The sequence below is a fragment of the Exiguobacterium sp. QJM3NY_9 genome (genome assembly GCF_056173545.1).
This window is the reverse complement of sequence record NZ_CM149679.1, coordinates 2846904-2871887: the sequence shown is the minus strand read 5'-3', so window position 1 is coordinate 2871887 and position 24984 is coordinate 2846904. Positions and strand designations below refer to the sequence as shown.

Annotated in this window: 23 protein-coding genes and 1 other annotated feature; of the genes, 8 read left to right on the top strand and 15 right to left on the bottom strand. The window is 46.1% G+C overall.

What is annotated here, in order from left to right; translation table 11 throughout:
* Window positions 1–485: 485 nt before the first annotated feature.
* The 3 genes from AC0VYQ_RS14645 to AC0VYQ_RS14635 all read right to left on the bottom strand — a co-directional run bounded on the left by AC0VYQ_RS14645 (window position 486) and on the right by AC0VYQ_RS14635 (window position 2359).
* Entirely contained in the window at window positions 486–1259 is a 774-nt protein-coding gene (locus tag AC0VYQ_RS14645; protein ID WP_029332000.1) for a flagellar motor protein MotB, read from the bottom strand.
* Window positions 1234–2019 carry a flagellar motor stator protein MotA gene (motA, locus tag AC0VYQ_RS14640; protein ID WP_214893401.1) on the bottom strand — a complete coding sequence of 262 codons (786 nt, stop codon included), beginning with the start codon at window positions 2017–2019 and terminating at the stop codon, window positions 1234–1236. Before motA ends, AC0VYQ_RS14645 begins: the two co-directional genes overlap by 26 nt.
* Window positions 2020–2119: 100 nt before the next feature.
* A complete protein-coding gene (locus AC0VYQ_RS14635) occupies window positions 2120–2359 on the bottom strand; it encodes a hypothetical protein (RefSeq protein WP_029331998.1) in 240 nt (79 codons plus the stop codon).
* A gap of 160 nt (window positions 2360–2519) precedes the next feature.
* On the opposite strand from AC0VYQ_RS14635, the gene AC0VYQ_RS14630 reads away from it, so the two are divergent.
* Window positions 2520–3911: a TrkH family potassium uptake protein gene (locus tag AC0VYQ_RS14630; RefSeq protein WP_214893337.1), complete on the top strand. Its 1392-nt coding sequence runs from the start codon at window positions 2520–2522 to the stop codon at window positions 3909–3911.
* 75 nt (window positions 3912–3986) lie between these two features.
* Here AC0VYQ_RS14630 and AC0VYQ_RS14625 read toward each other — a convergent pair whose 3' ends face one another.
* Genes AC0VYQ_RS14625 through AC0VYQ_RS14615 form a run of 3 tightly spaced genes read right to left on the bottom strand, consistent with a single transcriptional unit; the run spans window position 3987 to window position 7944 of the window.
* Window positions 3987–4727, bottom strand: coding sequence for a sugar nucleotide-binding protein (locus AC0VYQ_RS14625; protein ID WP_475403883.1), 741 nt, complete (start codon window positions 4725–4727; stop codon window positions 3987–3989).
* Window positions 4724–5809 carry an SDR family oxidoreductase gene (locus AC0VYQ_RS14620; protein WP_475403882.1) on the bottom strand — a complete coding sequence of 362 codons (1086 nt, stop codon included), beginning with the start codon at window positions 5807–5809 and terminating at the stop codon, window positions 4724–4726. The genes AC0VYQ_RS14625 and AC0VYQ_RS14620 overlap by 4 nt, the downstream gene beginning before the upstream one ends.
* Window positions 5806–7944, bottom strand: a complete 2139-nt coding sequence (locus AC0VYQ_RS14615) for a PAS domain-containing sensor histidine kinase (protein ID WP_475403881.1) — start codon at window positions 7942–7944, stop codon at window positions 5806–5808. Before AC0VYQ_RS14615 ends, AC0VYQ_RS14620 begins: the two co-directional genes overlap by 4 nt.
* 191 nt (window positions 7945–8135) lie before the next feature.
* On the opposite strand from AC0VYQ_RS14615, the gene AC0VYQ_RS14610 reads away from it, so the two are divergent.
* Together AC0VYQ_RS14610 and AC0VYQ_RS14605 are read left to right on the top strand one after the other, a co-directional pair.
* Complete coding sequence (locus tag AC0VYQ_RS14610) at window positions 8136–8660, top strand: restriction endonuclease (protein WP_475403880.1); 525 nt, start codon at window positions 8136–8138, stop codon at window positions 8658–8660.
* Window positions 8661–8831: 171 nt separating this feature from the next.
* On the top strand, window positions 8832–9308 hold the full coding sequence (locus AC0VYQ_RS14605; RefSeq protein WP_029331989.1) for an LURP-one-related family protein: 477 nt from the start codon (window positions 8832–8834) through the stop codon (window positions 9306–9308).
* Between the two features lie 43 nt (window positions 9309–9351).
* On the opposite strand, the gene AC0VYQ_RS14600 is transcribed toward AC0VYQ_RS14605, so the two are convergent.
* A complete protein-coding gene (locus AC0VYQ_RS14600; RefSeq protein WP_088838149.1) occupies window positions 9352–9972 on the bottom strand; it encodes a DUF1836 domain-containing protein in 621 nt (206 codons plus the stop codon).
* A gap of 117 nt (window positions 9973–10089) precedes the next feature.
* Here AC0VYQ_RS14600 and AC0VYQ_RS14595 point away from each other — a divergent pair, with 117 nt between their 5' ends.
* Window positions 10090–10737: a diacylglycerol/polyprenol kinase family protein gene (locus tag AC0VYQ_RS14595; protein ID WP_214766390.1), complete on the top strand. Its 648-nt coding sequence runs from the start codon at window positions 10090–10092 to the stop codon at window positions 10735–10737.
* Window positions 10738–10849: 112 nt separating this feature from the next.
* Here AC0VYQ_RS14595 and ald read toward each other — a convergent pair whose 3' ends face one another.
* On the bottom strand, window positions 10850–11974 hold the full coding sequence (gene ald / locus AC0VYQ_RS14590; protein WP_088838147.1) for an alanine dehydrogenase: 1125 nt from the start codon (window positions 11972–11974) through the stop codon (window positions 10850–10852).
* A gap of 131 nt (window positions 11975–12105) precedes the next feature.
* Window positions 12106–13323 carry a PucR family transcriptional regulator gene (locus tag AC0VYQ_RS14585; protein ID WP_029331984.1) on the bottom strand — a complete coding sequence of 406 codons (1218 nt, stop codon included), beginning with the start codon at window positions 13321–13323 and terminating at the stop codon, window positions 12106–12108.
* A gap of 168 nt (window positions 13324–13491) precedes the next feature.
* On the opposite strand from AC0VYQ_RS14585, the gene AC0VYQ_RS14580 reads away from it, so the two are divergent.
* Window positions 13492–14868 (top strand): alanine/glycine:cation symporter family protein, encoded by a 1377-nt coding sequence (locus AC0VYQ_RS14580; RefSeq protein ID WP_214893347.1) that lies wholly within the window; start codon window positions 13492–13494, stop codon window positions 14866–14868.
* A gap of 379 nt (window positions 14869–15247) precedes the next feature.
* Here AC0VYQ_RS14580 and AC0VYQ_RS14575 read toward each other — a convergent pair whose 3' ends face one another.
* On the bottom strand, window positions 15248–16102 hold the full coding sequence (locus tag AC0VYQ_RS14575) for a sulfite exporter TauE/SafE family protein (protein ID WP_214893349.1): 855 nt from the start codon (window positions 16100–16102) through the stop codon (window positions 15248–15250).
* Window positions 16103–16735: 633 nt separating this feature from the next.
* Window positions 16736–17380, bottom strand: a complete 645-nt coding sequence (locus tag AC0VYQ_RS14570) for a TVP38/TMEM64 family protein (RefSeq protein WP_475403879.1) — start codon at window positions 17378–17380, stop codon at window positions 16736–16738.
* 239 nt (window positions 17381–17619) lie between these two features.
* On the opposite strand from AC0VYQ_RS14570, the gene trhO reads away from it, so the two are divergent.
* Window positions 17620–18537, top strand: coding sequence for an oxygen-dependent tRNA uridine(34) hydroxylase TrhO (gene trhO / locus AC0VYQ_RS14565; protein WP_475403878.1), 918 nt, complete (start codon window positions 17620–17622; stop codon window positions 18535–18537).
* A gap of 109 nt (window positions 18538–18646) precedes the next feature.
* On the opposite strand, the gene AC0VYQ_RS14560 is transcribed toward trhO, so the two are convergent.
* Together AC0VYQ_RS14560 and AC0VYQ_RS14555 are read right to left on the bottom strand one after the other, a co-directional pair.
* On the bottom strand, window positions 18647–19423 hold the full coding sequence (locus AC0VYQ_RS14560) for an alpha/beta hydrolase (RefSeq protein WP_475403877.1): 777 nt from the start codon (window positions 19421–19423) through the stop codon (window positions 18647–18649).
* 15 nt (window positions 19424–19438) lie between these two features.
* Window positions 19439–21115 carry a GGDEF domain-containing protein gene (locus tag AC0VYQ_RS14555; protein ID WP_475403876.1) on the bottom strand — a complete coding sequence of 559 codons (1677 nt, stop codon included), beginning with the start codon at window positions 21113–21115 and terminating at the stop codon, window positions 19439–19441.
* A 129-nt stretch (window positions 21116–21244) separates the two neighbouring features.
* Window positions 21245–21465, top strand: a binding site (T-box leader).
* Window positions 21466–21521: 56 nt separating this feature from the next.
* Here AC0VYQ_RS14555 and argS point away from each other — a divergent pair.
* Window positions 21522–23204: an arginine--tRNA ligase gene (gene argS, locus AC0VYQ_RS14550; protein ID WP_475403875.1), complete on the top strand. Its 1683-nt coding sequence runs from the start codon at window positions 21522–21524 to the stop codon at window positions 23202–23204.
* A 29-nt stretch (window positions 23205–23233) separates the two neighbouring features.
* Window positions 23234–23839: a hypothetical protein gene (locus tag AC0VYQ_RS14545; protein ID WP_475403874.1), complete on the top strand. Its 606-nt coding sequence runs from the start codon at window positions 23234–23236 to the stop codon at window positions 23837–23839.
* Between the two features lie 64 nt (window positions 23840–23903).
* Here the strand turns inward: AC0VYQ_RS14545 and AC0VYQ_RS14540 are convergent, their stop codons facing one another.
* Window positions 23904–24497, bottom strand: a complete 594-nt coding sequence (locus tag AC0VYQ_RS14540; RefSeq protein ID WP_475403873.1) for a metallophosphoesterase family protein — start codon at window positions 24495–24497, stop codon at window positions 23904–23906.
* Window positions 24498–24560: 63 nt separating this feature from the next.
* Window positions 24561–24971 (bottom strand): carboxymuconolactone decarboxylase family protein, encoded by a 411-nt coding sequence (locus AC0VYQ_RS14535; protein ID WP_088838130.1) that lies wholly within the window; start codon window positions 24969–24971, stop codon window positions 24561–24563.
* Window positions 24972–24984: the final 13 nt, after the last annotated feature.

The window sequence follows — 24984 nt, the reverse complement described above, 5'->3', positions numbered from 1 at the left end:
TTTGAAGACAAGGCGAGAAAATTGACATAATTCCTGCAGCATGTTCATGCTTCATAAAAAGGTTTTTACAGTCTAAAGGGATTGCTCATCAATGTTAGATGGCAATCCCTTTAGACTGTAGACAGCGTGCTATCGTGACATTAAGCGTCTTTTTTCGTTGCTTTCCTAGCCATTGCTCCTTGATCCTAGCGGACAACGAGCAGGGTCTTGCCTGCCTCTGAACGTGCGTTTTCAACGCACTTTTTCCCGTAGGAGTCAACGAAACGTGACGCTTTTTAGGTAATACCGTGACGGAAAACCGGGCATGCAGACGATTTAGAGCGTAATCCGTCTCGAATCGTTTTAGAACCGCGAAAAGCAATCGGTCGCGACCCTGCAGCATGTTCACGCTTCATAAAAAGGTTTTTACAGTCTAAAGGGATTGCGCATCAATGTTAGATGGCAATCCCTTCGTGTGTATCTTCATCTTCGAAATTAGTTGTTTCTTACGGTTTGACCGTTGTTTCGTCTAGCAAATTCGCTGCTTTGATATCAAGTAACGGACGGACGAGGACTTCGACGCGCCGATTTTGACTTCGTCCGCTTTCTGTTTGATTCGAAGCGATGGGTTGGTATTCGCCGTATCCTGTGACGGTGAACCGTTTTGGTTCTAACTTTGGATTTTTTTGCAACGCACGCATGAAACTGATGGCGCGTTCCGTACTGAGTTCCCAGTTCGACGGGTATTGTGCCGTACGAATGGGGATGTTATCTGTATGACCAGACACTTGAATTTGTCGTTGTCCAGATTTGACGAGTAAGTTACTCATCCCTTGAGCAATTTGGATGGCGTCGCCTTTGACTTCAGCTTGCGCAGGAGAAAATAGAGCGCGATCTCGAATCGTGAAGACGAGACCTTCATTCGTGATTTCGACTTTAATATCTTTTTCGAGCTTTTCTTTTTTGATATAGTCGGATGCTTGGGCTTTAATTTTTTCGAGCTCTGAGATTTCAAAACTTTGTGCTTTCGTCCGAGCATCCGTCTTTTTTTCGTCCTCTTCTTCTTGTGAAGTCGCGAGCGAGCTATTGGTAATCATGCCGGAGCCACCATTGAAGACGGAACTGAATGATTGAGACATCGCTTTTAGTTTGACGGCATCGACGTTACTCGAAGCAAAAAGGACGATGAAAAGCGCAAGTAACAGAGTCAAAAGATCGGCATACGGAATCAGCCAACCTTCCGAGATGTGTTCATCATGCGGCTTCTTTTTCCGCTTCATAAGTTTCACGCTCCTTCGGCGTCAGATACACGAGTAGCTTATCCTCCAAGTTTTTTGGGGATTCCCCGTTTTGAATCGAAAGAATTCCTTCAATGATCATTTCATAGAGTTGAATTTCACTTGCTGATTTTTGTTTGAGTTTCGTCGCGAATGGAAACCATAAAACATACCCGGTGAAAATCCCGAATAATGTGGCGATGAAGGCACCCGAGATTGCGTGTCCGAGCTTCTCGATATCCGACAGGTCGGATAGGGCGGCGACTAGACCGATGACGGCCCCTAAAACACCGAGGGTCGGAGCATATGTACCAGCTTGTGTGAAAATGTTCGCGTTCGCATGGTGGCGTTCTGTCATGTTTTCGAGGTCGCGTGTCATGACATCTTCCACATATTCAGAAGGTTGACCATCGATGACCATCATGACACCACGTTTCATGAACGCGTTGTCGACTTCTTCAATCGCTGTTTCGAGCGATAAGAGACCTTCTTTACGCGCTTGCGTCGATAGTGTCAAAAATTGAAGCATGAGATTTTGTTTGGTCATTAAATTTTGTTCGAAGAAGATGACTTTGAACAGGGCTGGAATCAATTTGAGCCGTTCCTTCGGGAAGGAAATCATGATGGCTGCTGCTGTACCTGCGAAGATGATGACGAGTGCTGCAGGGTTCAGTAAGGCGATTGGAGGAGCACCTTTTAGAATCATTCCTCCGACGAGCGTGATGAGTCCAAGAATAATACCGATTATCGACACGATATCCATTGTTAATTGTGCCACCTTTCCACATGTTGTTAGGGTCGTGAACGAAAAAATAAAAAGAGCAGAAGACGCATCTTCTGCTCGGAAATCCAAAAACCGAGAATTAAGCGCCGTTTTCGTCGATCAGCAATTGAATGCTTTCGTTTCGTTCGTCACGCTCTATATCGGTTAATACGTCGTATTTTTTTAATACATTATACAATTCATTTAGAATCGGTTGTTCCAGATGTAACGATAATAATTCCTCGAATTGATAATATAACTGTGCGGGCATCCATTGTGATTGTCGTTCTAGCCTTCGCGAGACATCCTCAATCGAATGGTCAGCCGTCCTAGGGTCCACTGTTTCCCTCAACCTCCTTTAAAGTTAACACGTCTGCTTTTATCTATTTTACCAAAAAAAAACGAAAACGTTTAGTTGATTGCAAATTTCGATAGAACTAATGTTTTCGAGAGAGTATGATAGATGCAATTGAGTAATCTCATCTAGGAGGAGTCAACGCATGTTTTCGCATAAAAGACATACACGTTTAGCGAAATTTGGAGATTTTGGAGAACGAACGTATCATCAATTATTTGATAAACCAGCCCGTTTCATCGCGACTGGATTCACATTGACGATTTTGCTCGGAGGATTATTGTTGTGGATCCCCTGGTTTCAACAAAGCGATAGCCACGTTGCATTAATTGATTGTCTGTTCGTCGCGACATCGGCTGCGACGGTGACGGGGCTTTCGCCGATTAACATCGCAGAGTCCTATAATTTGTGGGGGCAACTGATTTTAATGATTTTAATTCAAATCGGTGGTCTCGGATTCATGACGATTGCACTTGTTCTACTTAGTGTCACAGGTCGAAAAATCGGGATTCGTCAGCGGATCATCATTCAAGAGATGTTCAACTTAGATAGTCCGGGAGGAACGATTCGGCTCGTCCGGAACATTCTCTTGACGACCGTCATCCTGGAGTTGATTGGGATGATCTTACTTGCTCTCGATCTGTTCATCCAATACAAATATACGCTCTCAAAATCACTGTATTATGGTCTGTTCCATGCGGTCTCCGCCTTTAATAATGCCGGTTTTGCGTTATGGGGAGACAGTTTGACGTCCTTCCAACAAGATACGACATTCATTTTTACGATTTCTGCTCTATTGATGATTGGGGGATTGGGCTTCACGGTCATCGCTGATGTTTCGGCTAACCGCAGCTTCAAGAAAATTTCATTACACTCGAAATTAATGATTTTATCATTACTCGTCATCAACGGTATCGGGACGGTCGCGATGATGGTGTATGAGTGGGTCTCCCATCTCGGTTCCCTTCAAAATTATTCGTTCTTTCAAGCACTACATATCGTTTTCTTCCAAGTCGTGACGACCCGGACGGCAGGGTTCCAGACGATTGATTTGACGACGATGGTGCCACTTTCGATCGGTTTGATGATGGTTTTGATGTATATCGGAGCGGGGTCGGCATCGACGGGATCAGGCATTAAAGTCACGACAGCAGCCGTCATCTTAAAAAACGTCTGGACGTATCTACGGGGACAACGAGAAACGGTCCTGATGCGTCGGACCGTCCAGGCGCAGGCCGTATCAAAAGCTTATGCGATTGCTATTTTCAGTATTTTATTCATCGGTGTCATCACAACACTCTTGGCACTGTCGCAACCGAATATCTCGTTTACGGGGCTCTTCTTCGAAACGGTTTCCGCATTCGGGACGGTCGGACTTTCATTAAATGTGACATCGGAGTTGAATGGTTTTGGGAAAGGGTTAATCATGTTCATGATGTTGCTTGGACGTGTCGGTTCCTTAACGATTCTCTTCACGGTCGCGACACAACACAATCGCTTGATTCGTTATCCGAAAGAAAATATGCTGATTGGTTGATTGACTGTCAGTAGCAGATGTCTCCTAAAAAGTGCCTCACCGTTCGATAACGTATCGAATGGCGAGGCACTTTTTTTACATAAATGATAATCGGTCTGAGATTGGGGCAATGGTCACCCGATTATCCTTCATTCGATCATCACGCTGGATTGTATTATCTTCTTCGATTTTCCATTTCGAACCGTGGTATACATTTAATGCTGTAGCGATTTCAAAGAAGGGATGGGTCGAATTTCCATTGGCAAGATAAAGGCCAGGTGTTTGAGTCGTCAAGATTGTATAGAGCGTTTGCGCCGTATCTTCCAAAAAAGAGCAAGCAGGATACCAGTTTTTACTTGCCAGAATGGGGCCCGTTGAGGCATGCCGTTCTAAATAATCAATCATATTATTTGATCCAGCAACCTGACCGATTTGCCAGCCGATCCGGACGATGTAGGCGTCAGGATTGACTGCTTGGATAAGTCGTTCGCATGTTCGTTTATAAAAACCGTAGTCATCGTCTGCTTCCGGAAGTACAGATGGATCATGCGGTCCCTGTTGATGATTTGCGTAGACAGAAGCCGTGCTCGTAAAGAGAAAGGGAATGTTACGCTCAAAAGATAGCCGTGCCAACGATTCTGCAAATTCAGCAGAACCCATTCCGATGTGTAAGAGTAGATCAGGTTGGACCTGATCAATAAAAGCTTCCATGATTGCGGAATCAGTCGTCGAGACAACCGATCGATCCCAAGCTGTAACTTCATACTGATGCACGCGTAAGACGTCTGCGAGTACAGGTGCGACTGTACCATTCATACCGGTAACAAGAGCATTCATTGTGTTTTCTCCATTTCAGGATGTTGAATTTTATAGTAATCGACAAGTCGTGGAAGAAACTCAGCAAGATCAGGACACACAATACCAGTTCCGTCTAAATCACGAAGTGTGTTCGTCGTATCGTAGTGAACAGGGTGAACAAAGTAATCAAGCGTCTGCCGCTGCATCTGTAAGCGCGTAGCGATACGCGGGGTCAACAGGGACGTCACGAGGCGAAACGGGACGACTCCCCGCGGAGCGCAATTGTAGTAGGCGCTGTGTAACATTTTATAAATCGTCCGTGCGCCGTGTGGGAATGGATCGGTCAGGTGATACGTTTGACGGACGCCGCTTGGTGCATGACTTAAATAAGACGTCGCAGCGATGACGTAATCGTATGGAACGAGATTGACGAGGGCATTGGCTCTGCCGGCATACGGAAGCGGAGCAACGTTGTTTAGCAGACGCAGCGCATTTAAGACGAAATAGACCCCGTCCCACTTAGGGGTCTCACCCGTCTCGGAATGCCCGACGACGATTCCCGGACGAATGATCGTGTAAGGAAGCGAACCGACTTCTTCGTGCAAGCGAACTTCTGCCAGGTACTTCGTTTCTTCGTACGCATTTTTGAATGATGCGGCATGTTTGAGGTCCTGTTCAAGAACCGTCCCGGTCCGGAGCCCGGATACATAGGCGGTGCTGAAGTAAATATAGCGTTCAAGATAATGCAACGTATGAGCAAACTGCGTCACGTTCGATGTTCCGATGACGTTAATTCGAAAAGCGATATCAAACGGCGTCGCCAAGTCATACAGAGCTGCCAGGTGAAAGAGATGCGTCACTTCAGTCGACAGTCGTTGCTTCATCTCTGTGTTCAATCCTAATCCGGGTGTTGTGATATCACCTTCTAATAAAACGAGTTGTGCTTCTTTGAGACGCGTGTGGTCGAGCAACGATTCCTTTTTTGCTAAGGCACTTGTTCGTTCGCTTGGTAGATGGAGCAAATAAAACCGGTCAATTTGCTCCGGCACAAGAGCGAGACGTTCAATTAATTTGGTGGCAAGGAATCCGGGGAATCCTGTCATGAAATAAGTCCGTTTCATTTTGCGTAATCCTTTCTTGAATCTAAATCGAGTACAACCGTGAAAGTCGACCCTTGATGGAGCTCCGACTCGACGGAAATCGCCCCACCATGTGATTCGATGATTTCTTTACAGATTGCAAGACCGAGGCCGGTTCCGCCAATCTTACGGACGGCTGAATTATCGACACGGTAAAATTTCGTGAAGAGCTTATCGAATGCATTTTGAGGAATTCCGAGACCATGATCGGTCACAGTAATGATGGCTTGCTCGCCTTGTGTGTGTAGACTGACCGTGATGTGGTCGGCGGATGGTGAATATTTGATTGCATTCGAGAGTAAGTTCAAAACGACTTGTTTAATTTTATTTTCATCGGCAACGATCATGACAGGATCTTCCTTTACATCAAGCACGATGCGATGGGTTTCGGCCGTTTCACCAAAAGCGTCCGTTGTATCGAGGAGCAGTTGACGTAAAGAGAATGATTTAAAATCGTACGGTTGTTTGCCGCCTTCCATCCGTTGAATGTCTAAAAATTCATTGAGGAGCGTCGTTAACCGCTTGGCTTCTTCGTGCATGATTTCGACATAGCGTTGTGTTTTTTCAGGTGTGAGCTGACGATAGCGCAACAACTCCAAATAACCGAGGATCGATGAGAGGGGTGTTCGGAGCTCATGCGATACGGTACTGATGAGTTCATCTTTGACTTGGTCCATTTTTTGCTCCTCTGTCCGGTCGCGGAAGACGAACAAAAAACCATGACGGGAGATGCGACTACGTTCCTTCTTAATTGAAGTCGCATAAAACTCGAAGTAAAGATGATTGGATTCATTCGGACGTTGTAGCGTAAACCGAAATGACAGTTCAGAATGCTTGCCGGCAAGGAGTTCTTCGACTTGTTGTAGCATCTCATAGCGGGTCGCGAGATCGAGATTCGGAATCATACTGATCCGCTCTTGAATCTTGCTCGGTGCAATCCCTGGAACATCGAGCAGTTTTCGGGCTTTGACGTTCATGAAGATGAAGCTGCCATCTTCTTCTGTCAGTAAAAACCCTTCGTTTGAAGCTTGCAGAATCGATTGGGTGATATCGCGTTGACGCATGATGGCATTTTTTTCACGTTCTAACATGCTCTCGATTTTTTTACGCTCACTGATATCCCGAATGACGGCCACACGCATCCGTGCTTTTTCGTACATGATTTCGCGCGGGAAAATTTCAATTTCGACAGGTGTCCCGTCTGCCCGTTGCCCGGTGACCTCGTACGGATCATTACGGTGGAGTTCGATACGCCGGCTGACCTCTTCATGAAAGTCAGGATGGATGAAATCCAAGGCATTGCGTCCCTTGATCTGCTCAAGTTTTGTACGGAAAATCACTTCAGCTGCTCGGTTCGCGTCGAGAATGGTACCACGGTCGTGGAAGATGACCGCTTCGACGATTGATTCGGAAAACAGACGGAAACGGCGTTCACTTTTCGTCAGATGTGACTCAATTTGTTTTTGGGCACTCATATCGACGATGAACAAGAAAAATTGTCCGTCTGCTAAACGGGTCATATACAACCGACCATGGAAGGTCGAGCCGTCTTTACGGTGATACACCCATTCGTTTTCCGCATCACGCCCGTGCAACAACAAGACCTCGGCTGGAGACAAGTCTTTTAAATTCAACTGCTCCAAGTGTCGCTTCCGCTCATCAAACTCTGCGTGATCGTGTAAGTCATCAGGACATCTTCCGATTAGCTCGTGTTCTTCGTAACCGAACAAGGTACCCGCTGTTTCATTAAACGCGGTAATATGGAAGTCTGCGTCTGTGACGAGTAGGGCAGCATCTAATGTCGATTCGAGCAAGCGGTCGATCGCGAGCGATTTAACGGAAACGACGAAAAGGGAAGTCTGCGCAATCGGTGAGACGATGAGTTCGTAAGGGATTACCCGGAAGTGGACCGAATCAGATAATGGAAGAGACTGTTCGTCGAGTGAGAAAAGTGAAAACAGTGACTCGGCATTGGAGTGGGTAGGGAATTGGGCGTGAAAGGTATCATTCACAAAGTCAATTCGGCCCATCCGATCCACTAAAGCGAGCGGTTCTGAGACGGCACGTAAGGTCGCACGGATAAGTGCTTCTGCGGATGTGGATGAGTGTTCAGTCATAAGCGACCTCCTTTCAAAAAATAAAGTCCGGTGCATGGTGATTATTAAAAAACGTAATCTGCTCTCAACACTTATTCTCCATCTGCGTTGTTCGTTCCTTTCGAAGAAGCGAACCGAAAGAGAATTTAGTATATTAATTTTAAAGAAACCGATTGAATTCGAGTCAACTCAGAGTGAAGGAGAATCAAGTCATGCAAATACGTACGAAACGCAGAATAATCGCACTACTGTTCGCGGTGCTCGGAGTCGCCGGAACTTATTTTTTTTCGAGTTCCTGGGAACTTTTAATTGTCGGAATCAGTATAGTAGGATGTATCGTTTTTTTATTACTTTCCTTCTTTACCCCGTCACTTGCGAATCGAATTGACCGGATGGAAGGCAGGGAGTTTGAAGAGTGGCTCGTCGAACTATTTGAAGGTGCCGGCTATCGTGTTGAACTGACACCGGCCTCAAGAGATTTTGGGGCGGATTTATTGATTGAAGACGCACAAGGGTATAGAATAGCGATTCAAGCAAAACGTTATGGTGGACCGGTCGGGTTAGAAGCGGTCCAACAAGTCGCCGCGGCAGTACCTTTTTACGACATGGATGAAGGATGGGTCGTGACGAATTCGACGTATACGGACGCCGCATTTCGCTTGGCAGAACCGAATCGGGTGCGCTTGATTGATCGAGAAGAATTGCTTGAGTTTGCACGAGAAATTGGCTTTCGCTGATGTTGTCGAATGATTGTCGACAAAAGGGGGTTGTCAATTTGTTCAAACGGTGCAATAATCATTTTCGTTAACGAAATATCATAGAGATAAAGAAAGTTAAACTATTCAGGATGTCTAAATATACTGGGGACGAAATACCAGCACTTTTTAGCAGTGAGAGGAGAATTTCTGTTGCGCAAAGTTGTCTATGTGCAGGGTTGCGTTTTTTCGCAAGGTCATGCCGCGATTTATGATGAAGCACACCAAATGATTGGTGCGGTTCAACACGACGAGACAGGTCGTGTTCAAGTAATGAATGGTGAAGGTAGAGGGGTAGCGTTTGGAAAGTTCATCCCGACATGTAAGAAATGGGTCGTGATGAACCATGATGGTCAAGAGGTAGGTCAAATGCGTGAGAAGTTTTCACTCTTCTCGAAGAAATGTGAATATAACGTGTACGAACGAGGCACGTATGTCATTTCCTTCGACCTGACAAAAGGGAAATTCTCAGTCCGAAGTGCGGCAGGCGAAGTCGTCGCAGAATTGCTGCAAGACGGCGATGAATATCGTCTCGTAAAAGATGCCGACAAACTCTCGATGTACGAACTGCTGTCCGTCTTAAAAAGCTTGACGAACTCCGTCAACTATAAATCGCTTACAGCTGTATAAAAAAAGATGTCCTTCAGTTTATTCTGGAGGGCATCTTTTTACTTCAAGATTGTAAAACTTGCTGGAGACGCTGTTTTGCTTCATGCGTCAGGTGCGAAATACGACGGGCGTACAGACAGAGCTGTAAAACGTGGACCGTCTCAGGGCGATAGGCATGGATACGTTCTAAAGAGCGTCTCAGACGCTTCTCCGTCAGTTCGATGGGTCCGCTCGTCTCTGCATGCTGTGTATAGACGAGATAAAAGTCGAGCGGACTGATTAAATCATCTTCATCGATATTCGGGTTCTTAAAAACGATCGTCAATAATTCACGTGTTTCTTCTAAAGAAAAGAGATGCTTTAAGTCATCAAGTAAGTAGATGATGGCTGCTTGATTAATCGAATATTTTTTCCCGCGATGCGGAACACCGATGATGTCGCGGACTTCACGCTTCGTCCAATTTTGAATCGTCGTCGCAGACATATGTTCTCCAATCAAGGCATTCGCGAGATGGACGATTTCGTTAATCGATAAACCATTTTTCGTCGCATCAAATTGTTTGAGGCGATGGATGACTTTCGGAAGATCCGATTCATCCTCGGAAACGAGTGTGCCAATCCCTTTTCCTTCTTTCAAATGTGATAGGCAGTTAGATAACGTTTGCACGGCTTGAGCATCATACATTCAGAATACTTCCTCTCTAGGACGTCATTTGACCTTATGTTATCAAATGAAGGTTCGAAAGAGCAAACGGCAATCAGACAAAGTACAATAGAATGGAGCAAAAGAAGGAGGATTCATATGGAATGGGTTGCTGCTGTTGGAACAATCGTCATCATTGGACTCATCTTGTTCTTGTTGGAAGCGATTGGTCGACGCGTGGGAGCAGAGCCGGAAACGGTTCGGAAATGGATTCATATCGCAGTCGGGCATTGGGTCTTTCTGGCGCTTGCCTGGATCGATCATTGGTACATTGCAATCGTCCCGTTATTATTTTTCACGGTCGTTAATCTGCTGACCTTAAAACGCGGGACGGGTCAAATGAATCAAGTGGAACGCATATCTTACGGGACGGTCTACTACCCGATTTCTTTACTGATTCTAGTCGGACTCTTTTTTGAACGAGAACCAATGGCACTCGTCGCCGGCAGCATGGTGCTCGCGTGGGGTGACGGAATGGCTGCTTTAGTAGGGAGACGCTACGGAAAGACGTTTTACACACGTGGGGCGATTAAACGATCATTTGAAGGAAGCATCGCGATGTTTTTATTCTCGTTCCTCGTCCTGACTTCCACATTTCTTATATATGCATTACCGGCTTGGATTGCAATCAGTTACGGTTTTTTGCTTGCGAATATTGCTGCCTTGATTGAAGCCGTGTCCTATCGCGATTTAGATAATGTTTTCATCCCGCTTTCAATCGGTGCACTCGTTGCGTTTGCGCTTTAATAGATGTTGCTACTTGCTTCACCGGTAAGACGCCGCGCGATTCAGGTAAAAACAAAAAAGCAGCGGATTTCTTCTATAAAGAAGAAACCTGCTGCTTTTTTGTTGTTTTCTATTAAGCGTGAAGGTGCAATACATCTTCAACGGATTTATACGTGTAACCGAGGTCGCGCGCGACTGCTTCGTACGTCACGAATCCTTGCGCGACGTTGAGACCTTTTTCAAGCGAAGTATTTTCAGCAAGTGCACGGTGTGTGCCTTTGTTCGCGAGTTCGAGAACGTAAGGAAGTGTTGCGTTCGTAAGCGCGAGTGTCGACGTCCGTGGAACAGCACCCGGCATATTCGCGACGGCATAGTGAACGACACCGAATTTTTCATACGTTGGATCATCATGTGTCGAAATACGGTCAACGGTTTCGAAAATTCCGCCTTGGTCAATCGCGACATCGACGATGACAGCACCTGGTTTCATTCGTTCAACCATCTCTGCTGTCACGAGCTTCGGTGCTTTCGCTCCTGGAATCAAGACGGCACCAATAACGAGGTCACTTTCAGCGACGGCTTCTGCAATCGTATACGGATTCGAAATCAACGTGTTGATTGAGTTACCGAAAATATCATCAAGTTGACGAAGGCGCTCAGGACTGACGTCGATGATCGTCACGTCAGCACCAAGACCGACTGCGAGTTTTGCTGCGTTCGTCCCAACGACACCACCACCGATGACAGTAACTTTTCCGCGGCGAACACCAGGGACGCCTGCAAGTAGAATCCCCATTCCACCATGCGGTTTTTCAAGGAACTGTGCACCGATTTGTGAAGCCATCCGACCAGCGACTTCACTCATTGGTGTCAGAAGTGGCAATGTCCGATTTTTTTCGACCGTTTCATAAGCGATTGCCGTAATCTTCGAGTCAACAAGTGCCCGTGTGAGTTCTGGCTCCGCTGCAAGGTGTAGATAAGTGAACAAGGTTAAGTCAGGACGGAAGTATTGATATTCTGAAGCGATGGGTTCTTTGACCTTCAACGCAAGCTCAGCAGTCGCCCAAACTTCTGCCGCTGTTTCGATGATTTGTGCACCAACTTCGATATACTCTTCGTTTGTAAAGCCGCTCCCCATACCAGCAGATGTTTCGACGATGACTTGATGTCCATGAATCGTTAACGCTGCTACCCCGGCAGGTGTTAACGCAACACGGTTTTCGTTGTTTTTAATTTCTTTTAATACTCCAATGATCATAAGAGCGATCCCCTTTCGCAAATGAACAACCAATAACCCTTTAACTACTTACTTCTCCCTCAGTATACGAGAAATGAAAGCGTACGACTTTATCGGTGTTTTCAAAAAATAAGAGGATTGTTTGTGAGAAATCACAAAAGGTAACGGTCGGCTTTCAAGTAAAGATAAAGTAACGAACGTTCAGGTAATGATTCCATCCGAATGCCGGCTTCTTCTTCGATGCGCCGCATGCGGTATAAGATCGTATTCGGATGGACGTGAAGGTGGGCGGCGACTTGTTTGACGTTTCCGTCGTAATGCAAAAACCACTCGAGCGTTTCGCATAAAGAAGCTGTGTGTTTCAAGTCGTAAGCGCGAAGACGTTCGATTTCTTCCAGTCGAACCGTCCGTCTCCGTAAGCGTTCTGAAAAGATGGGTAATAACTGGAATAGTCCGAGTCGCTCGTATCGTGTCACATTTTGAAGTTCGAAAGGATAGGCGTCTTTGAGACGTAAGACGATACCTGCTTCTTCGTAACGCTCTGGAATCGACTGCACGCCGGTGAAAACTTCACTGCTCGATACAACAAATTCTGTATAAGAAAACCGTTCGGCGAGTAGTTGGCGGAATGACTGGATGAAAGCATCGAACTGAATGCGTTCATGCTGAATGTCACGATCGTTTGTGCTGATCCACAAAATAAAATCTGTCGTGTCGTATGCATACAGTAGGGGACGTACCGTCTGTTGAATCGTCAATAAATAACGGAGGCGATCGGCTAGACGCGGCGTAATGGCTTCCGGGAAACGGATGACCATTAAGCGACTGATTCCCGGCGGAGCGAGATGAAGTTTTGAGAACGTCTTTAGGATTTCGCTTTCGGGTAACTCTTCATGGAGTAACTCAAAAAAGAATTGCTCCGTCTGTTCTTCTTGCCGTTTTTTTTGCATGTCGATTGCAAGCAACTGTCGTTGTGCAAGCATGGCACCTTTCTTTAAATCGCCTAGCTCTGAAGCCGTGAAGGGAGTGTTGCGAGCGATTGACCAAATGTAACCGAGAATCTCCATATCTTGTTTAATGGCAATGGCGACGCGGTCGTTCAAACCAACGCTCGTCCGGGCAGTGATGACGAGTGGATCATCTTGAGCCGCTAAGCTTTGGATGACCTCATCTTTCCAAAGTTGATCGATGACGGATTCAGGGACACGGCGGCCGATGATGGTAGCGACACGGGCAGGATCTGTATCAGTCGTATGCGTACTGTAGGCGAGCAGACGATGATTGCGGTCTTCAATCGTTATCGGTGCATTGAGTGCGAGGCCGATCGCTTCTGCTAAATCATCGAGGGAATGGTACGTTGCTTCTAACATAAATGAAGTTCCTTCTTTCTCTATCGTATTCCTTATATTTAGTATACAACCGTTTGTGTATAACCACAAAAACAATCGATTCATATTGTAGGAATAAACAAAAATATGCTAAGGTGAGCGGCAGAGTCAACTGAGATAGAGATAGAGATAGAGAGGATTTGGAGTGCGATGGAAGTGTTACAAATGATTTCATCATGGATTTGGGGAATCCCGAGCATGGTGTTATTGGTCGGGACGGGCTTATATTTTACGGTTCGTCTTCGAGGATTACAGTTTCGCCGGTTAAAACAAGCGTTTCAACTTGCATTGACGAAAACGGGGCATGGTGAAGGGGAAATCAGTAGCTTTCAAATGCTGATGACGTCACTTGCTGCGACAATCGGGAATGGGAACATCGCCGGAATTGCCGTCGCTTTGACGATGGGGGGGCCAGGTGCAATCTTTTGGATGTGGGTGATTGGTCTCGTCGGGATGGCGACGAAGTATGCCGAGAGTCTGTTAGCGATTTTATTTCGTCAGCGAAACGATCGTGGTGAAATTGTCAGTGGACCGATGTACTACATCGAGAAAGGTCTTGGAAAAAGTTTTAAGCCGTTAGCGGTTGCGTTTGCCTTGTTTGGTCTGATTGCTTCTTTTGGCGTCGGAAATACGGTCCAGGCGAATGCGATGTCGACGGTATTGAAGCAGACGTTTCACATTCCGTTACTTGCTTTTGGAGTTGTACTAGCCGTCGCTGTCTATTTCTCGATTCGTGGTGGGCTTGAGCGTGTCAGTTCAATCTCGACGATTTTTGTACCTGTGATGAGTTTGCTCTACATCGTGGCGGCACTCATTATTTTAGTTCTTCAAGCGAACCAAATCATTCCCGCGTTAGGGCTGATTGTACAATATGCGTTTCAGCCGCTGGCACCAGTCGGCGCATTTGCGGGTGTTTCCATCATGGTTGCCATGCAGGTTGGTGTCGCACGTGGTATTTTTACGAACGAAGCCGGACTGGGAACAGCTGCTTTAATTGCCGGGTCTGCTAAAAGTGAACGACCTGCAGAACAAGGATTGATTTCGATGACGAGTACGTTTATCGTGACGTTAATCGTTTGTACGATGACGGCACTCGTTTTAATGACGACTGGATTTTGGGATCCGACGGGAGGGACGTTATCAGGTGTCACACATGACGGCTCATTGACAGGGGCGGCACTTACATCGGCCGCATTTGCCAGTGTACTTGGACCACTGGGTCAATGGACGGTTGCCTTCTCAGTTTTCTTCTTTGGGTATTCGACGATTATCGGGTGGTATGTCTATGGTGAGAAATGTCTTGAATATTTAAGTGGTGCGACGAAATTCAATCGCCTCTACCAAGTCATCTTTGCATTAGCAGCCTGTTATGGAGCAATCGCAAATTTAGAATTGTTGTGGCTGGTCGCTGATATTGCGAACGGTCTGATGATGATTCCGAATTTAATCGGGATGTTATTATTATCGAAAATCGTCATTGATCATACAAAAGAGTACGAAGCCGGTACGATTCGAAAAGTTGCTTAACAAGAAATAGAAAAAAATAGCCGTCCCCTTTTTTACGGGGGACGGCTATTACAGACTGTAGACAACGTGCTGTCGGGAGAGAAAGCGTCTTTTTTCGTTGCTTTCCTAGGGCGAGGCGCAAGCCGTTACTCCTTGGTCCTCACGGACAACGAGCAGGGTCTTGCCTGCCTCTGAAAGTCGCGTTAAAAACGCACTTTTTCCCGTAGGAGTCAACGAAACGTGACGCTTTTTAGGTGATATCGTGACAGAAATCCGCGCATGCAGGCGGTTTAGAGCACAATCCGTCTCGATATCACATGTGTACGCTTCGTAAGAGTGTGTCTACACGCCGAGATAGCCGTCTCCTTTAGCAAGGGACGGCTATTAATATGAGAAACAGTTAAGAGGATGCTGAACGTTTACGGCTGTACACGAGTAACGTCACTAAGAAGACGAGGCTAAGGGTCACTAAGACGATTAACGAAGCTGTATTAAAGCCTAACACTTCAAGCAGCACGCTTGTCGCGACCGTTAAGTAAAAGATTCCTAAATACTTTTTGACGAACGGACTTTCGAAGTGTCCCAATTGTTTGGCGCCGATCGGTGCACCGAGTAAGGCGCCGATAATTAACATGACACCGACGAGCAAATCGACATCCGTACTCGCCACCGTATAATTGACGAGTCCAGATAGGACAATCAATAAGGCAGAGGCGATACTTGTCCCGACCGCTCGTTTCAGTTCATAACCGACGATTCCGACGAGTAGTGGCGTGATGATGAAGCCCCCGCTGACACCGAGTAGCGACGATACGAAACCAGCGAACAGACCGGTAAAGGCGAGAGCGACGTAACGATTACGCCATCCGTCTTGCGAACCGTTCGTCGACTTTGGACGAAGGAACTTATTCGCGAAATAGAGTAATAAAGCAATGTAAACAATCGAGATGACGAGGTGTGCCCCGTTGACTTCTTCGAGTCGAAGGACGAGGGGCGTTGCAATCGTCGAACCGATAATCCCGACACCACCGATGACGAGGCTATCACGCCAAACAACGTTTTTTAGACGAAGATGAGAGAGTGTTCCGGAAACGGTTGAACCAAGTGTCAACATGAGGCTTGTCGCGATGGCGACACTCGGGGTAAATCCAAGAATCAACAAGAGGGGCGTCAAAATGATTCCGCCCCCGATTCCGAAGAAGCCAGAGATAATGCCAATAAAAAATCCAAGCGGTAAAAAATAATAAAATTCCATGCAGGTCCATCCCTTCACAATCCATAGTACGTTAAGTATCGCAAGGGCGGAGCGGAAAGTAAAAGGGAACGGCTCCTTCAAGGGGGTTGAAGGAGCCGTTAAGGGGATTATTCTTTTGATGGAGTGACAGGTGCCGCTCCATCGATTCCGGTACAAAAATTACGTACGCTCAATGATACCGGTGACATTGAACGAGGGCGCAAGAGAGACGATGCTCGGACTTGCTGACGAGAGGAATACTCGTCTTAGGGAGTCGATGAATCGTAAATATAGATTCATTATAGGAATGAAGAAGTTGGAAAATCCATCCTATTTTATTGAGTCGAAACGTGAACATTATTCTGATATTGGTCTTACCAATTAAATGTAAGCGTTATCAATAATGTCTAATGTGTGAACGGTATTTTTATATAATTATAGCAAATGAAAATGATTCAAAAGACCTATTCTTAATCGTAAGTCGATTTAGGCGTAGTTCAGGTATCGTTCTTTCATGAACTAAAATAACATCTGATTCATAAAGAAGGGTGGCATAACCAAAAAAAGATGGAACATCACATGTAAGCGATCTTCCATCCGGATAGTGAAATAAATTAAACACTTGGGTAAGTCATGTGTTTTTGAGAGAATTGTTTATTTGTTCTTACCTTCAATTACATTTTCTAGTTCACGTAAGTTTTTCGTACGACGTGCGAGTGCCCGGCGTTTAATCCATTCTTCCATACCGCGACTGATTCCCCAAATCGCAAGTAGGATCAGGAAAAGAAACAGTAGACGAACAGGTCTTTCTAAAAAACTTGACCACTCTTTGCCGATCAAAGAAAACAAAATGACGACAATCAGGCGTCCGGCGCCAGCTGCGATTAAATACGTCCGGAGTGATAACTGAATCATCGCCGAGATGGATGTAATGATAAAGGCCGGCATGAACGGGAGCGAAAAGAAAAATCCGAGTGAAATCGGACTCATGTGACGAACGCGTTCAATCCAGTGTTGTGCTGCCTTATGATTTTCAAGCCACCGGGTGACTGGACGGCGAAATAAATAGCGGATACAAGCAAACACGACGAGTGAACCTAACATGCTGCCGACCCAAGATACGAGCACTCCCATCCAAAAACCATAGGTCGCCGCGTTCGCGGAGATGATCAGGACGAGTGGGAGGAATGGGAATAGTGATTCTAAGAAGGGTGCAATCAATCCGGTCGAAGCTCCACCCGGAAGATCTTGTAGAAATACAATCATGTGCTCGATCCATTGACGGATAGTTTGGAGCATTCGGAATCCTCCTTACAAATTAAACTGCTAATTTCTATTTTACCTCTTTCCTCATCAGAAAGGGAATTGAATTACGACGTAAGTGTCATGGATTTGTCGATTGTACAATTGAATCGGAGTTGGTATTATACTTAAATGGGTGCGTTTTGCAGGCGTTCCCAGCTAGCTATTAGCTATGACGCTTCGTTCGCCAACGTTCGTTTTACTGCAAAAAACTGACATGGGGGCCAATGAGGATTATGAAACCTTATCGCGTACTATTATTTTATAAGTATGTTCCGATTGAAAATGCGGAACAGGTAACAAAAGAGCACCTTGCCTACTGTAAGGAACTCGGAATCAAAGGAAGAATCTTGATTGCACCAGAAGGCATCAACGGAACACTTTCTGGAACGATCGAACAAACAGAACAGTATATGCAAGATTTATTAGCGGATCCGCGCTTTAGCGACATCGAATTTAAAATCGATGAAGTCGAAGAGCATACATTCAAAAAAATCTTCGTCCGTTACAAGAAAGAGCTCGTCACATGGCGTTTTGAAGATGAGTTTAATGTCCCGAAAGAAAATGCAGCCTACCTTGAGCCTGCTGAGTGGAAAGAGATGATGCAAAATGAAGACGTCGTCATCTTAGACGTCCGAAACAACTACGAATACGATCTCGGTCATTTCAAGAATGCCGTCAAGGTCGACGTTGCGGCGTCACGTGAATTTCCACAGTGGCTCGATGAAAATGAGCATTTGTTCGAAGGGAAAAAAGTCTTGACGTATTGTACGGGTGGCGTACGTTGTGAGAAGTTCACGGCTTATTTCCGTAAACGTCAAAACAGCGACGACATCTTCCATCTGAAAGGTGGCGTCGTCATGTACGGAAAAGATGAAGTCACGCGTGGAGAAGACTGGGAAGGGGAGCTGTACGTGTTCGATGAACGCGTTCAAGTACCTGTCAATGAAGTCAATCCGACTGTCGTATCCGAGTGTTACTACTGTGGTAAGGCAGAAACACGTTATGTTAATTGTGCGAACCCGGAATGTAATCGTCAGCATTTCTGCTGTGAAGAATGTGAACCAAAAGTGATGCGTTCATGTTCCGACGAATGCCGGGAACACCCGCGGAATCGTTATGAAAAAGAACTGACTGAAGAGCTCGTGAAATAAGATGAAAAAGGATGATGTGTGCTCGTTAGAGCGTACATCATCCTTTTTAGGTTGTACCACTGAAAAAGACGTGTCACGCAGATGATTCAAATGCGTTAACACTTAATTCTTATGAAAAGAGAAATCGGAGCACGTCCGGCATACGTTTCGCCCATGCTGTCTCATGGTGAATACCGTCTTCGATGACGCTGTATTGCATCTGCTCGACTTTTTGACGTACTGCCGCCGAGATGACATCATTCGTGTGCAAATAATCTTCTTCCGTCATCGGACCGCTGACTTCTTTTGTCCCGATATCCATGTAGCAACGGTGCGCGTCAGACAGTGGGAGACTTCGCTCGATGAACTCAAGTAAAGAAGAGAAGTTCGCCCATCCGGCTGTCGATAAGGCGGCGGCACGCGTGATCACTTCCGGATAAGCAAATAGGCCATATAAGGAAATCACGCCGCCCATCGAGCTGCCAATCATCGTTGTATCAGTCGGAATCGTCGCATAGTGCGAATCGATGTACGGTTTCAAGTCATAGATAATCCATTCCATATAAGCTTTCCCGTTTCCGCCGATCGTCGTCCGGTGTGACGGATATGCGGTTCGCATCAATAACGCGTCATCCGTCCAAGGCGCATATTCATCGTACCGGTCCATCGGGTCATCCGGGCTATCGATGGCGACGATCATTGCCTGTAGACCGACTTCGTGGAGGGCGAGATGAACATCCCACCCTTTACCGAAGGAAGCACTCGCACCACTGAAGACATTTTGTCCGTCATGCATATAGATGACGGGTAATGCAACATCCGTCGCGACCTCAGGGGGACGATAAATCCGTAATGTCCGCCGTTGTTGACTCATCGGAAGCGATAACTCGATTTCAGTAATAGACACGTTAAACACAACCTTTCAAAGATTAGCGTAGTGGGCTGTACAATTTCGACCATTGTGTTTTCCGCCGACATACAGTGCGTGATCTGCCTGACGTAATGATTCTTCAAATGTGCGTTGGTAAGGATGTTCTACTGTATCGACGCCAAGACTGACGGTAATAGAGAGATGGTGATCGTCGACAATGAAGGGGCGATCGAGAACGGCGTGACGAATTTCTTCAGCAATGGAGATTGCTTGGTCTTGTAAGCAATCCGCAATCAAAACAACGAATTCCTCCCCCCCATAACGTGCCGCGAAGACGGGATCGTTTCGGTGGATGACGTATTTAATCCGTCTTCCGAGCTCACGTAAGACGAGATCCCCGACTTTATGTCCGTACGTATCATTGACGTATTTAAAGTGGTCGATATCAAACAGGATGATCGACAGCGGAAAGTGTTCGGAAGCAAACTGGCGTGCCCCCTCTTCATAAAAAGCACGACTGTTCGGGAGATCGGTCAAGGCATCCGTCCGGCTTTCGGCATACAATTGAAAGTTTTCTTGGGAACGCTCGAGTACGCGGCAAAATGTTCGAAGCAGGCGAGAAATTTCATCCGCTTTTGCTTCATCATAAGCATCAGCTATTTGATGAAATAAAACGATTGAGACATCGACTTCTCCACTTGTGATGGAAGGAATCGCGAGCATCGAATGCCGATCGACGGGAAGCGAGAGTTGGACATCATTTCCCCAGTCGAACCGAAGGCCATAGAGAATCGGAGTCCGCAGATCATTCGCCGATAGCGTATGAAATAAAGGTAAGACATCAACTGTCTTTTTTGTCCGAATGTCATAGATGATTTGTTTTCGTTGCTGCTGAATAGAAAGCCAGCCGTCGGAGAAATCAATCAGATGAGGTAAATCAATCAGTAAGGATTCAATCGCTTCCCGTTCAAAGCGTGAAACGAGCAACCGTTCCTTCGCATCGTCGAACCGTTTAGCGTTGTGTGTAGCTTGTAAGGATGCGCCACGCTGTTGTAGGAGTTGCTTGAATAAGAATAAAATTAAAGTCGAGACAGTCGCAGCAACTAACGGGTTTTCATCATAAAACCAAATCCCGAGAAGCGCGCTTAAAATACTGATTCCGTAAACGAGTGTCTGAAGTCGGATGAGGCGGGTCCAGTCATACCTTAAGTTTAAGAAACGATTGACGAATCGGCATTGAAGATAGGAAATAAGAAAGACACCCACCAGATAACCGACAAACGGGATAAGTGATTCGGTATAAGTAAAGCCCGGGCCGGTCGGACCTCCAAGTAGCAAGTAAGCGGAGGCGGGAACTGAGATATAGACGATGTCGAATAAGACGTTGACGGGGTACAGGTAGATGAATCGTTTTATACGAATTTCTTTTTTATGCGAAAATAATTGGAAAATCAGGACACCGAGTTGACTCAAAATGACGGCAATCAATAAACCGTAATTAAGAAAAATGAATAAAATAATACCTTCTTGAAATGTATAATAAATCCCACCACGGCGGATGTTATCGAATTGGAAGAGGAGGACTAAAATGAGAAGATAACTTGCATTTCCAAGCGATATCGCTGGGTTCATATGGACGGGAAAGGCAAGCGATGCAAGAAACAGCAAAACAACAATAAGTGCTAAAGTGATCCAGCTCATACGTGCTACTTTTCGATAGTAAACCATAGCGGAATAGACCCCTCTCTGTGGCGATCCTTCTGTATCTATACCCGATTTGTGGAAATTATGATAAGTGATTTACAAAAAAATAAGGTTGAGAGAAATCGAGTCATTGCGTATAATGTGAAAGATATCAAATCGTCGATGACGAAGAAAGTAACGGTTTTATCTTGTCAGCCAGCGAATCAGGAAACGGTGGAAGCCTGAATGGACAAAGAAATCGTGAAACGCACTTCAGAGACGCTATCCGAATCGTAACGATCAGGCGTAGCCGGGGGAACCCCGTTATCCCCAATTAAGGTGGGTGTCGAAAACGACACCAAGAAGAGTGGTACCGCGGTCATTCCGTCTCTTTGCGAGTTGCGCAAAGGGCGTTTTTTATTGGAAAAAATAAACTGTTGGAGGTAATACAATGAGCTACAAACAACAATATGCTGAAGTTTTACAAGGAGTCATCGGAGACGCATTGACACTTGAACAAATTGAGCAACTGATTGAACAACCGAAACATGAAGACCACGGAGATCTCGCATTCCCTTGCTTCTTGTTGGCGAAAGCATTCCGCAAAGCACCCAACATGATTGCAGTAGATGTCGCTGAAAAAATCGATAATCCACTCTTTGCGAACGTTCAACCAGTCGGACCATACGTCAACGTCTTCTTGAACCGTGAGGTCGTCTCACAAGAAATCGTCAATCGTGTCTTAAACGAAAAAGCGGACTACGGATCAAGTGAGTCGAATGGGAAGACGATTGTCACCGACTTCTCTTCACCAAACATCGCAAAACCGTTCTCGATGGGACATTTGCGTTCGACGGTCATCGGAAATGCGTTGAACCAAATTTCACGTAAAAAAGGATATGACGTCGTTGGGATCAACCACTTAGGTGATTGGGGCACGCAGTTTGGTAAATTGATGGTGGCTTACAACATGTGGGGTAAAGAAGAAGATGTCCGGGCTGAGCCAATCAAAGAACTATTGAAACTCTATGTCCGGTTCCATGAAGAAGCAGAAAGTAAGCCGGAACTTGAAGATGAAGGTCGGGCCTGGTTCAAAAAACTCGAGCAAGGTGACGAACAGGCAACCGTTCTTTGGAAATGGTTCCGTGAAGTCTCACTCGTCGAATTCAGCCGTGTTTATGACATGCTTGGTGTAAAGTTCGACAGCCTGAACGGAGAAGCCTTCTATAATGACAAAATGCAGCATGTCATTGACTTATTAGAAGAAAAAGAACTGCTCGTCGAGTCTGAAGGCGCGATGGTCGTTGATCTTGAAGCAGAAGGTATGCCACCCGCGCTGATCAAGAAAAAAGATGGCGCGACGCTTTACGCGACACGCGACTTGGCAGCGGCTGTCTATCGCCTCGAAACGTATCGTTTCGAACAAGCATTTTATGTCGTCGGCGGAGAACAAGCGCTCCATTTCAAACAGTTGTTTGCAGTTTTGAAAAAGCTTGGTTTTGATAATGTTGACGGCATGCACCATGTACCATTCGGGCTTATCATGAAAGATGGCAAAAAGATGTCGACGCGTAAAGGGCGGATCGTCTTGCTTGAGGAAGTCCTTCAAGATGCAATCAACGTCGCAAAACAAAATATCGCCGAGAAAAATCCGAACCTTGCGAATGCCGACCAAACAGCACAACAAGTCGGCGTCGGCGCAGTCATCTTCCATGACCTTAAAAATGAACGCATGAACAATATCGAGTTCGATCTCGAGCAGATGTTGAAATTCGAAGGGGAGACGGGTCCATACGTTCAGTACACAAATGCCCGTGCCAACTCGTTACTCCGTAAAGGCGGCTACGATGGTGCAGCCTTCGACGGAAGTGCTGACGATTATGCCTGGGGGGTCGTCTCGATGCTTAACCAATTCTCGGCAGTCATTGACCGGGCGTTCGTGCGTCGTGAACCATCAATCATCAGCCGTTATGTCCTCGATCTCGCGCAAAGCTTTAATAAATATTATGGTCAAGTACGTGTCCTTGAAGAGGATGCGGCAAAACAATCTCGCCTTGCACTCGTGAAATCGGTTACGATTGTATTGACGGAAGGTCTACGCCTCCTCGGTGTCGGCGCTCCAGAAGAAATGTAATAAAATCAAATTAAAGATGGGGTTAGCATATGAATAAAGAAACAAACGAACGGTTGCAGCAGGCAGCAGAACGAATCAAGAACGAAGACATGAAAGAAGCGATTGCGTTCATCGCTGATTTTCACGGGAGAGTGGCAACGTGGTTGCCTGGAGAGTCTGTCGACTTCATCTTTGATGTCGTGACAGCACCAGGTGCCGATTTAATCGCACCTGTTAGTGGAGATGCACTCGAAACGAAAGTGAACTTCGAATTTTTCATGGGTAAAAAACAAACGCGTAAAAAATTAGGTGAACTTTTAGCGCTTTGGAAAGCACCACGTTCGAAGGAAACACTCAGTGAAATCGATGCGATTGGTCTTAAAAAATGGTTGGCCCGGAATGAATTCCGGTCGGAAGACAAGCCATGGGACTATCTCAACCGTCTCCACGTCTTATTGTTCCTCGATTCGATGACAACCGTCATCGATGATCATCAATTGACGACGTTATACGAACAACTTGTCGGCAAAACACCGGTTCCGACAAGCTTCGTCCGTCGTCAAGGAGAAGTACGTCGTGTCGTCGAGAAATTCGTCGAGAAACATGAATTAACGCAGGTCGATTTAGTGAAAGCTTCACTCGTCCGTTACCTGTAATCAGAAAAGACCCTCGGATGAAAGCATGGAGATGACTCCAGCTTTTAACCCGAGGGTCTTTTTATCATGCTTGGCGGTAGACGATGGATTCTTCCTGTGTGTCGTAGAGCAACCATTCTCGCTCGACGAGAACAGGACCGACATTGACAGCATACCGCTCTTTTTTGATGGAAATCGGAACGTCCAGTTGCGTCGACAACCGGCGTCCGTCGCGAAACAAACCACGTTGATGACTATGACCGAAAAACAATAGTCGTTGTTCGAATTGGGAGGTGTTCGGTACTAACGTATAACTCCACTCGAACTGATCACCGTGTAAAAACAGGACATCGTCACCCACTTGCTTTGTCCGGGGAACCGACCGGAGTCGATCAAGCAGTCCGGACACGCCGGTTGGGACGATTGAGAAAATCCGTTCTTCTTGGTTCCCGAGTAATGTTTCGAAATCAAGTAGCGCAACATAGTCGAAATCAAGCGTCACGACATCAGAGATGGACTCAAAAGTGTGACGGCGTGCTCTCTTTTTGCCGATATGGCACTCATGGACGTCGCCGAGCGAAAAAATCGTCGCTTGTGGAGCACGTTTACGGATATCCTGTAGCACGGCGCGCGTATCTGAAAATGAACTATGCAAATCGGCAATCAGTGCATATTGCATCTAGCATCTCTCCCTTGTAATAGGATTATACCCTGCCAGATGCATTGTCCATCCTCCGTTCGCTTAGTCCGTTTCGACAGTGATACCACGTTCTGCGAAAACAGTTTTTGCGACTTCAAGGGCATTTAAGACACGCGGGAAACCTGTATAGGGAACGAGGTGCATGATGGCTTCGACGATTTCATTTCCTGAGAGACCGGCTGTTAACCCCGTGTTGATGTGTAAGGCAAGTTGCGGTTCTGTTCCTTGTGTGACGAGCGTCGAGATTGTGACGAGTGCACGGTCACGGTTCCCGAGTCCAGTGCGACTATACACTTCACCGTAAGCAAAATCTGTAATCCATTCGCCGACGGCAGGTGCGATGTCTTTTAATGACTCTGAGATTTTATCATGTGTGGATTGAGCTGAATTCGCATCTGTGAACTCACTTAATTTTTTGAGACCGACTTCGTGACGTGTTTCATGCGTTGACATAGTAAATAACTTC